We start from the raw sequence: 9695 nt of genomic DNA, 5'->3' as shown, positions 1-9695 counted from the left end.
TTTCCCTAAATTCCTAACGTCTTGTTACGTCAAACAAGGGTAAATAGGCGGTAAAGACCCTTTGCCTGGCTGCTGGGAGTACTTATCGTTCATCCTCCCCAGGAAAGTGATACCGCGCCATGCCCGATTTCCGTGCCACCCCCCGTATTTCCCGTCGCTGGCTGATTGCCCTGGTCGTGCTGCTCGGTGCGCTGCTGCTGTGGTGGCTGCTGCCCGGTAAGCCTGCCGCGAAGAAAGTCGGCAACAGCCCCTGGGATGGCCCGGTGCCGGTGCGCCTGACCGAGGTCGGCAGCGGTGATTTCCATATCGAACTCAAGACCCTCGGCACCGTCACCGCGCTGAACACGGTCAACGTGCGCTCGCGGGTGGATGGCGAACTGGTCAAGGTGTTCTTCGAGGAGGGGCAACTGGTCAAGGCCGGCGACCTGCTGGCGCAGATCGACCCGCGTCCCTATCAGGTAGCGCTGCAGCAGGCCGAGGGCACCCTGGCGCAGAACCAGGCGCAGTTGAAGAATGCCGAGATCGACCTGGCGCGCTACCGGGGGCTGTACGCCGAGGACAGCATCGCCAAGCAGACCCTGGACACCCAGCAGGCGCTGGTCGGCCAGTACCGCGGCACGGTGAAGAGCAACCAGGCCGCCGTCGCCGAAGCCCGCCTGAACCTCGACTTCACTCGCATCCGCGCGCCTATCTCCGGTCGCCTCGGCCTGCGCCAGGTGGACCTCGGCAACCTGGTGCGCAGCAGCGATACCACGCCGCTGGTGGTGATCACCCAGGTCGAGCCCATCGCCGTCAACTTCACCCTGCCGGAGAAGGACCTGCCGCCGGTACTGGCGCGGGTGCGTGACAATCAGAAGCTGCGCGTCGAGGCGTGGGACCGGGGCGAGCAGCAGCGCCTGGCTGAAGGCGAGCTGCACAGCCTGGACAACCAGATCGACGTGGCCACCGGCACCGTCAAGCTCAAGGCGCGTTTCGCCAATACCGGCGAACAGCTGTTCCCCAACCAGTTCGTCAACGTGCGCCTGCGCGTGGAGACCCGCCAGCAGGCCACGCTGATTCCCTCCGCCGCCGTGCAGTTCGGTGCGCGCGGCACTTTCGTCTTCGTCCTCGGCGAGGGCGACAAGGTGCAGATCCGCGATATCAAGGTCGCTGCCAGCGACGGCGCTACCAGCTTGGTGGAGGAGGGCGTCAAGGTCGGTGAACGGCTGGTGCTGGAAGGCATCGACAAGCTCAAGGATGGCAGCCAGGTGCAGGTGATCGGCAACGAGCCGGGTGCCCTGGCGCAACCGCAAGCTCAGGCAGCACAGAAGCAGGGCGCATGAACGCCTCGCGCCTGTTCATCCTGCGGCCGGTCGCCACCACGCTGCTGATGGTGGCGATCTTCCTCACCGGTCTGATCGCCTACCGTCTGCTGCCGGTCTCGGCGCTGCCGGAGGTGGATTACCCGACCATCCGCGTGCTGACCCTGTATCCGGGCGCCAGCCCGCAGGTGATGACCAGCTCGGTGACCGCCCCGCTGGAGCGCCAGTTCGGCCAGATGCCGGGGCTCAAGCAGATGTCCTCGACCAGCTCGGGCGGCGCCTCGGTGATCACCCTGCGCTTCAGCCTGGAGGTCAATCTGGATGTCGCCGAGCAGGAAGTGCAGGCCGCCATCAACGCCGCCAGCAACCTGCTGCCCAACGATCTGCCGGCGCCGCCGGTGTACAACAAGGTCAACCCGGCGGACACCCCGGTGCTGACCCTGGCGATCCGCTCCAGCACCCTGCCGCTGACTCAGGTGCACGACCTGATCGACACGCGCATGGCGCAGAAGATCGCGCAGATCAGCGGTGTCGGCCTGGTCAGCCTGGCTGGTGGCCAGCGTCCGGCGGTGCGCATCAAGGTCGATCCCGAGGCACTGGCCAGCCATGGTCTGAACCTGGCCGATGTGCGCCAGCTGATCGCCGCGCAGAACGTCAACCAGCCCAAGGGCAACTTCGACGGTCCGACCCGCGTCTCCCAGCTGGATGCCAACGACCAGCTCAAATCGGCCGTCGAGTACCAGGACCTGATCCTCAAGTACGAGAACGGCGCGGCGCTGCGCCTGCGTGACGTGGCCAGCATCGTCGACGGCGCCGAGAACGAGCGCCTGGCGGCCTGGGCCGACCGCAACGAGACGGTGCTGCTGAGCATCCAGCGTCAGCCCGGCGCCAACGTCATCGAGGTGGTCGACCGTATCCAGAAACTGCTGCCGCAGATCACTGCGGGCCTGCCGGCGAGCCTGGAGGTGCAGGTGCTCACCGACCGCACACAGACCATCCGCGCGGCGGTCAAGGACGTGCAGTTCGAGCTGGTACTGGCCATCGCCCTGGTGGTGCTGGTGACCTTCCTGTTCCTGCGCAAGGTCTCCGCCACCATCATCCCGTCTATCGCCGTGCCGCTGTCGCTGATCGGCACGTTCGGCGTGATGTACCTGGCCGGCTTCTCCATCAACAACCTGACGCTGATGGCCCTGACCATCGCCACCGGCTTCGTGGTGGACGATGCCATCGTCATGCTGGAGAACATCGCGCGCCATCTGGAGGAGGGCGAGACACCGTTCAACGCCGCGCTCAAGGGCGCCAAACAGATCGGCTTCACCCTGATCTCGCTGACCTTCTCGCTGATCGCGGTGCTGATTCCCTTGCTGTTTATGGCGGACGTCGTGGGGCGACTGTTCCGCGAGTTCGCCATCACCCTGGCGGTGGCCATCCTGATTTCCCTGGTGGTGTCGCTGACCCTCACGCCGATGATGTGCGCGCGCCTGCTAAAGGCCGAGAAAGAGGACGAGCAGGGGCGCTTCTACAGATCCGCCGGCGCCTTTATCGACGGTCTGATCGCGCGCTACGCCGTGGGCCTGACCTGGACCCTGCGTCACCAGGGCCTGACTCTGCTGGTGGCCATCGGCACCCTGGCCCTTACCGTGGTGCTGTACCTGGCCGTGCCCAAGGGCTTCTTCCCGGTGCAGGACACCGGGGTGATCCAGGGCATTTCCGAGGCGCCGCAGTCGATCTCGTTCAAGGCCATGAGCGAGCGCCAGCAGCGCCTGGCCGAGGTCATCCTGCGCGATCCGGACGTTTCCAGCCTGTCCTCCTACATTGGCGTGGACGGCGACAACCCGACCCTCAACAGCGGTCGCCTGCTGATCAACCTCAAGCCGCACCGCGAGCGCGAGGTGACCGCCAGCGAGGTGATCGAGCGCCTGCGCCCCGAGCTGGCCAAGGTGCCGGGCATAGCCCTGTACCTGCAGCCGGTGCAGGACCTGACCATCGAGGACCGGGTCAGCCGCACCCAGTTCCAGTTCAGCCTGGAGTCGCCGGACGGCGCGCTGCTGGAGGAGTGGACGCCCAAGCTAATCACTGCGCTGAACCAGCAGGCGGAGCTGCGCGATGTGGCCAGCGATCTGCAGAACCGCGGCCTGCAGGTGTTCCTCAACATCGATCGCGACGCCGCCTCACGGCTGGGCGTGAGTGTCGGCAGCATCGACGATGCCCTGTACGACGCCTTCGGCCAGCGGCAGATTTCCACCATCTTTACCCAGTCCAGCCAGTACCGCGTGGTGCTCGAGAGCGCCAGCGCCGGCGAGCTGGGACCGCAGGCGCTGCAGCGCATTCATGTCGCCACCGCCAGCGGCGCGCAGGTGCCGCTGGCCTCGCTGGCGCGCATCGAGGAGCGGCCGGCCAGCCTGCTGGTCAACCATATCGGCCAGTTCCCGGCGGTCACCGTGTCGTTCAACCTGGCGCCGGGCGTGTCGCTGGGCGAGGCGGTGGCGGTGATCGAGCAGGTCAAACAGGGCATCGGCCTGCCGGCGGGCATCCAGACCCAGTTCCAGGGCGCGGCAGAAGCGTTCCGCGCCTCGCTGTCGAGCACGTTGCTGCTGATCCTGGCCGCCATCGTCACCATGTACATCGTGCTGGGCGTGCTCTACGAGAGCTATATCCACCCGATCACCATCCTCTCGACGCTGCCCTCGGCTGGCGTTGGCGCGCTGCTGGCGCTGCTGCTGACCGGCAATGACCTGGGCCTGATCGCCATCATCGGCATCATCCTGCTGATCGGCATCGTCAAGAAGAACGCGATCATGATGATCGACTTCGCCCTGGAGGCCGAGCGCCACCAGGGCATGGCACCCGAGGCGGCCATCTACCAGGCCGCGCTGCTGCGCTTCCGGCCGATCCTGATGACCACCCTGGCCGCGCTGTTCGGCGCCATTCCGCTGATGCTGGCCTCGGGTTCCGGCGCCGAGCTGCGCCAGCCGCTGGGCCTGGTGATGGTCGGCGGCCTGCTGCTGAGCCAGGTGCTGACGCTGTTCACCACGCCGGTGATCTATCTGGCCTTCGACCGCCTGCCGCGGCGATTGCTCGGCCGTAGCGCTTCAGGGGTGCCGGCGTGAACGGCGCCTGGCTTTTGCTCCCCTCGCCCGTTTACGGGAGAGGGGCCGGGGGAGAGAGCGGGGCTGCTGCGGTGCCTTTGCCCCTCTCCCTACGCCGGGCGCCCCTAACCCTCTCTCCTGAGGGGAGAGGGGAGGCGGCAGGCTACCCATGAATCTCTCCGCCCCCTTTATCCGCCGCCCGGTGGCGACGCTGCTGCTGAGCCTGGCGATCATCCTCGCCGGGCTGGTCAGCTTCCGTCTGCTGTCGGTGGCGCCGCTGCCGAACATGGATTTCCCGGCCATCGTGGTCAGCGCCAGCCTGCCGGGTGCCAGCCCGCAGACCATGGCCTCCAGCGTGGCCACGCCGCTGGAGCGGGCGCTGGGCAGCATCGCCGGCATCAGCGAGATGACCAGCCGCAGCGCCCAGGGCAACACGCGGATCATCATCCTGTTCGAGATCGGGCGGAACGTGGACGCCGCCGCCCGCGAGGTGCAGGCGGCGATCAACGCCTCGCGCAACCTGCTGCCCAGCGGCATGCGCACGATGCCGACCTACGAGAAGTTCAACCCGTCGCAGGCGCCGATCATGGTGCTGTCGCTGACCTCGCCGCAGCTGGACAAGAGCCAGCTGTACGACCTGGCCTCCACGGTGATCGCCCAGAAGCTGTCGCAGGTGCAGGGCGTGGGCAAGATCGAGATCGGCGGCAGCTCGCTGCCGGCAGTGCGCGTGCAGCTGGAGCCGCGCCTGCTCGACCAGTACGGCGTGGCCCTCGACGAGGTGCGCAACGCCATCGACCAGGCCAACCAGGATCGCCCCAAGGGCGATGTCGCCGATGCCGACCGCCACTGGCAGATCCAGGCCAACGACCAGCTGCGCAAGGCCGCGCAGTACCAGGACCTGATCATCCGCTACCAGAACAACGCGCCGGTGCGCCTGGGCGATGTGGCCAGGGTCGCGGATTCGGTGGAGAACCGCTACAACTCAGGCTTCTACAACGACGAGAAGGCCGTGCTGCTGGTGGTCAACCGCCAGCCGGGCGCCAACATCATCCAGACCATCGAGGACATCCGCGCCGAACTGCCGGCCCTGGAGGCGGTGATGCCGGCCAGCGCCCAGCTGGATGTGGCCATGGACCGCTCGCCGGTGATCCGCGCCAGCCTGCACGAAGCCGAGCGTACCCTGCTGATCGCCGTGGCCCTGGTGATCATGGTGGTCTTCCTGTTCCTCGGCCGCTGGCGCGCCTCGCTGATTCCGGCACTGGCGGTACCGGTGTCGCTGGTCGGCACCTTCGCGGTGATGTACCTGCTGGACTTCTCGCTGAACAACCTGTCGCTGATGGCGCTGATCATCTGCACCGGCCTGGTGGTGGACGACGCCATCGTCGTTCTGGAGAACATCTCGCGGCATATCGAGGCCGGCGAAAAGCCCATGGCGGCGGCGTTCAAGGGGTCGCAGGAGGTTGGTTTCACCCTGTTGTCGATGAACCTGTCGCTGGTCGCGGTGTTCATGTCCATCCTGTTCATGGGCGGCATCGTTGGCAGCCTGTTCGGCGAGTTCGCCGTGACCCTGACGGCGGCGATCCTGATCTCCCTGGCCGTGTCGCTGACCCTGACGCCGATGCTCTGCGCGCGCTGGCTCAAGGCCGAAGAAGAGGAACGCGCGCCCGGCCGTCTGCAGCAGTTCGGCGCGCGGGTGCAGGAGCGCGTACTGGCCTTCTATGGACGCAGCCTGGAGTGGGCGCTGGCGCATTCGCGGCTGACCCTGTTCACTCTGCTGCTGACCATTGCCGGCAACTTCTACCTGTTCGCCACGGTGCCGAAAAACCTGATGCCCGAGCAGGACACCGGCCAACTGATCGGCTTCGTGCGTGGCGATGATAGTCTGTCATTCCAGGTCATGCAGCCGAAGATGGACGCCTTCCGCGACGGCCTGCTCAAGGACCCGGCGATCCACAGCGTGGCCGGTTTCATCGGCGGCGAGAGCGGGATCAACAACGCCTTCCTGGTGGTGCGCCTGAAACCCATCGCCGAGCGCAATATTTCCGCCCGCGAGGTGATGGATCGCCTGCGCAAGGAGCTGCCCAAGGTGCCCGGCGCGCGGCTGATGCTGATGTCCGACCAGGACCTGCAGTTCGGCGGCCGCCAGGGCCGGAGCTCGGAGAACGAGTACGTGTTGCTGGCCAGCGAACTGTCGCTGCTCAAGGAGTGGACACCCAAGGTGCGTGATGCGCTGGCCAAGCTGCCGGAGCTGACCGACATCGACGCCAACGAAGGCGAGGGCGCCCAGCAGATCAACCTGGTGGTGGACCGTGCCACGGCCCAGCGCCTGGGCGTGGACATGGCGATGATCACCAGCGTGCTGAACAACGCGTTCAGCCAGCGGCAGATCTCCACCATCTACGAGCCGCTCAACCAGTACAGCGTGGTGATGGAGATCGATCCGGTCTACGCCCAGTACCCGGAGGCACTGGACCAGATTCAGGTGATCAGCGCCGACGGCGCGCGTGTGCCGCTGTCCGGCTTTGCCCGCTGGGAGCGCAGCCTGGAGGAAGACCGGGTCAACCACCAGGGCCAGTTCGCCGCCGAGAGTATCGGCTACTCGCTGGCCCCGGAGGTCAGCCAGGACCAGGCCAACACGGCGATCCGCCGGGCAGTGGCCGAACTCAACCTGCCCACCGAAGTGCAGGGCCTGCTCGGCGGCACCGGCGGCCAGTTCGAGAAGGAAGCACAGGGCCAGCCGGTGATGATCCTGATCGCCTTGCTGGTGGTGTACATCGTCCTCGGCATTCTCTATGAGAGCTATATCCACCCGCTGACCATCCTCTCCACGCTGCCCTCGGCCGGTGTTGGCGCGCTGGCGGCGATCCTGCTGACCGGCAGCGAGTTCAGCATGGTTTCGCTGCTGGGCCTGTTCCTGCTGATCGGCGTGGTGAAGAAGAACGCCATCCTGATGATCGACCTGGCCCTGGAACTGGAGCGCGACCAGCACCTGAGTCCGCAGGAATCGATTCGCCGCGCCTGCCTGCTGCGCTTCCGCCCGATCATGATGACCACCCTGGCCGCCATGCTTGGCGCGCTGCCGCTGCTGCTCGGCCAGGCCGAAGGCGCCGAGATGCGCCAGCCGCTCGGCCTGGCCATTGTCGGCGGCCTGGTGCTCAGCCAGTTGCTCACCCTTTACACCACTCCGGTGGTCTACCTGTACCTCGACCGTCTGCGCCACCGGGTCAACCGCTGGCGCGGCGTGCGCAGCGATGCTGCTCTGGAAACTCCGCTATGAAGCCCATCTTGCTCCGCTGTTCGTCCCTGTTCGTTGCCCTGGCTCTGGCCGGCTGCGCCGTTGGTCCGGACTACTTGCGGCCCGCGAGCGCCCCCTCGGTCGAGTTCAAGCAGGCCGCCGGCTGGAAGTCCGCGGCACCAGCCGACACCGCGCTGCGCGGCGACTGGTGGACGCTGTACGACGACCCCGAGCTGGATGCACTGATCGCGCGCCTGAATGCCGACAACCAGAACCTGGCCTCGGCCGAAGCCAAGTATCGCCAGGCCCAGGCCCTGGTGCGTGGTGCACGGACGAGCTTCTTCCCAACGTTGGGGCTCAACACCGGGGTGACGCGCGCGGGGCAGGGTGGGGGAGACAGCACCATCGGCACCACTGGCGGGGTGAGCGTCAGCGGCGCCAATGCCTCGACCGTGTCCAAGAGTTACGAGGCTAGCCTCGGCGTGAGCTGGGAGCTGGACCTGTGGGGCAAGCTGCGCCGCCAGCTGGAGTCGGAAAACGCCGGCCTCGATGCGAGCGCCGCCGACCTGGCCGCCGTACGCCTCAGCCAGCAGTCCGAGTTGGTGCAGAATTACCTGCAGCTGCGCGTGCTGGATCAGCAGCAGCGTCTGCTGAATGAAACCGTCGCCGCCTACAAGCAGGCCTATCGCATCGCCGAGAACCAGTACAAGGCCGGCATCGTGCCCAGGTCCGACGTGACCCAGGCGCTGACTCAGCTCAAGGGCACCGAGGCCGAGGCTGTGGACCTGGAATACCAGCGCGCCCAGCTGGAGCACGCCATTGCCGTGCTGGTCGGCGTAGCACCGTCGGAGTTCGAACTGGCGGTGCGCGAGGCGGTTCCAGCTCTGCCCAGCGTGCCGGTAAGTCTGCCGTCGACCTTGTTGGAACGGCGCCCGGACGTGGCCGCTGCCGAGCGCCGGGTGATGGCCGCCAACGCCGAAATCGGCGTGGCCGAAGCCGCCTATTATCCCGAGCTCAGCCTGTCGGCCAGCGGCGGTTATCGCAGCGGTAGCCTGGACAACTGGATCAGCTCGCCCAACCGTTTCTGGTCGATTGGCCCGGCGTTCGCACTGAATCTGTTCGATGGCGGGCTGATCCGCTCGCGCGTCGAGCAGGCCGAGGCCAGCTACGACCAGACCGTGGCCGACTACCGGCAGACCGTGCTCGGCAGCTTCCGCGAGGTGGAGGATTATCTGGTGCAGCTGGCCGTGCTTGAGCGTGAAGCGGTGGTCCAGCAGGAAGCGCTGGAGGCCGCCCGTGAATCGCTGCGCCTGATCCTCAACCAGTACCGCGCCGGCACCGTGGAGTTCACCAATGTGGTCAGCGTGCAGACCACCGCGTTGTCCAACGAACGCACCCGTCTAACCCTGCAGGGCAGCCGCCTGATCGCCAGCGTGCAGCTGATCGCGGCGCTGGGTGGCGGCTGGCAGGGCCTGCCGGTAGAAGAGTAGGGAGCTTGTGGGTGCGGCCTTGGCCGCAATATCGGCCGGCCAGCAGTCATCGCAGCCAATCTGAGTGCCGCCCAGATGTTCCCCCAGCGCTTTAGGGCTGGATCGTCGCTTCGATGCGCACGATCTTCGGTTCGCCCTCGATCAGGCGCAGGCTGGCGGTTTCCTGCATGCCGGTGGTCATCTCATGGCCGCGCAGGCTCAGGGTTTCGCGGGTAGTGTCCTTGACCGTGGCGCTCTGGCCGTCCTCGGCGATCTCGATCGACTCGATGTCCACTTCCATGCGGTAGCCGTCCAGTCCACTCCAACCTTGCTTGAGCAGCTGGCGGTACTGGTCCGCATCAAGCTCGATACTGCCCTTGGCGGCGCTGATATGGATGCGCACGTCATCGCTCATATGCGCCAGGGTGGCATCGACGTCACGTTGCGAAGCGTCTGCCGCCACCTGGGCATAAAGGTTGCGGATGCTGTTTTCAGTCAGCGCCGGATCGGCGTGGACCAGCGGTGCGAACAGGCAGAGCAGAGACAGCGCGAGCTTTTTCATCGACCTTCCTTGAGGGGCTTGGAAACGGTTTGCCGATGC

Annotated in this window: 5 protein-coding genes; 4 read left to right on the top strand and 1 reads right to left on the bottom strand. The window is 66.4% G+C overall.

Features of this window, described 5'->3' with window-relative positions; translation table 11 throughout:
- Window positions 1-119: 119 nt before the first annotated feature.
- The 4 genes from PA6_RS21585 to PA6_RS21570 all read left to right on the top strand — a co-directional run bounded on the left by PA6_RS21585 (window position 120) and on the right by PA6_RS21570 (window position 9115).
- Entirely contained in the window at window positions 120-1322 is a 1203-nt protein-coding gene (locus PA6_RS21585) for an MdtA/MuxA family multidrug efflux RND transporter periplasmic adaptor subunit (RefSeq protein ID WP_021703115.1), read from the top strand.
- A complete protein-coding gene (locus tag PA6_RS21580) occupies window positions 1319-4411 on the top strand; it encodes an MdtB/MuxB family multidrug efflux RND transporter permease subunit (protein WP_021703114.1) in 3093 nt (1030 codons plus the stop codon). Before PA6_RS21585 ends, PA6_RS21580 begins: the two co-directional genes overlap by 4 nt.
- Window positions 4412-4559: 148 nt before the next feature.
- Window positions 4560-7667, top strand: coding sequence for an efflux RND transporter permease subunit (locus PA6_RS21575; protein ID WP_021703113.1), 3108 nt, complete (start codon window positions 4560-4562; stop codon window positions 7665-7667).
- Window positions 7664-9115, top strand: a complete 1452-nt coding sequence (locus PA6_RS21570; protein ID WP_021703112.1) for an efflux transporter outer membrane subunit — start codon at window positions 7664-7666, stop codon at window positions 9113-9115. Before PA6_RS21575 ends, PA6_RS21570 begins: the two co-directional genes overlap by 4 nt.
- Before the next feature lie 91 nt (window positions 9116-9206).
- On the opposite strand, the gene PA6_RS21565 is transcribed toward PA6_RS21570, so the two are convergent.
- Window positions 9207-9656, bottom strand: coding sequence for a Cif family virulence factor (locus PA6_RS21565; RefSeq protein ID WP_021703111.1), 450 nt, complete (start codon window positions 9654-9656; stop codon window positions 9207-9209).
- Window positions 9657-9695: the final 39 nt, after the last annotated feature.

The sequence above is a fragment of the Aquipseudomonas alcaligenes NBRC 14159 genome (assembly GCF_000467105.1).
In the GTDB taxonomy this organism is placed as follows: domain Bacteria; phylum Pseudomonadota; class Gammaproteobacteria; order Pseudomonadales; family Pseudomonadaceae; genus Aquipseudomonas; species Aquipseudomonas alcaligenes.
The sequence above is the reverse complement of the archived record's forward strand: the minus strand, read 5'-3'. Positions and strand labels throughout refer to the sequence as shown.

Excerpts from the sequence above, each read along its gene's own strand:
- PA6_RS21585 (WP_021703115.1), top strand. The coding sequence starts at position 120 with ATGCCCGATTTCCGTGCCACCCCCCGTATTTCCCGTCGCTGGCTGATT.
- PA6_RS21580 (WP_021703114.1), top strand. The coding sequence starts at position 1,319 with ATGAACGCCTCGCGCCTGTTCATCCTGCGGCCGGTCGCCACCACGCTG.
- PA6_RS21575 (WP_021703113.1), top strand. The coding sequence starts at position 4,560 with ATGAATCTCTCCGCCCCCTTTATCCGCCGCCCGGTGGCGACGCTGCTG.
- PA6_RS21570 (WP_021703112.1), top strand. The coding sequence starts at position 7,664 with ATGAAGCCCATCTTGCTCCGCTGTTCGTCCCTGTTCGTTGCCCTGGCT.
- PA6_RS21565 (WP_021703111.1), bottom strand. The coding sequence starts at position 9,656 with ATGAAAAAGCTCGCGCTGTCTCTGCTCTGCCTGTTCGCACCGCTGGTC.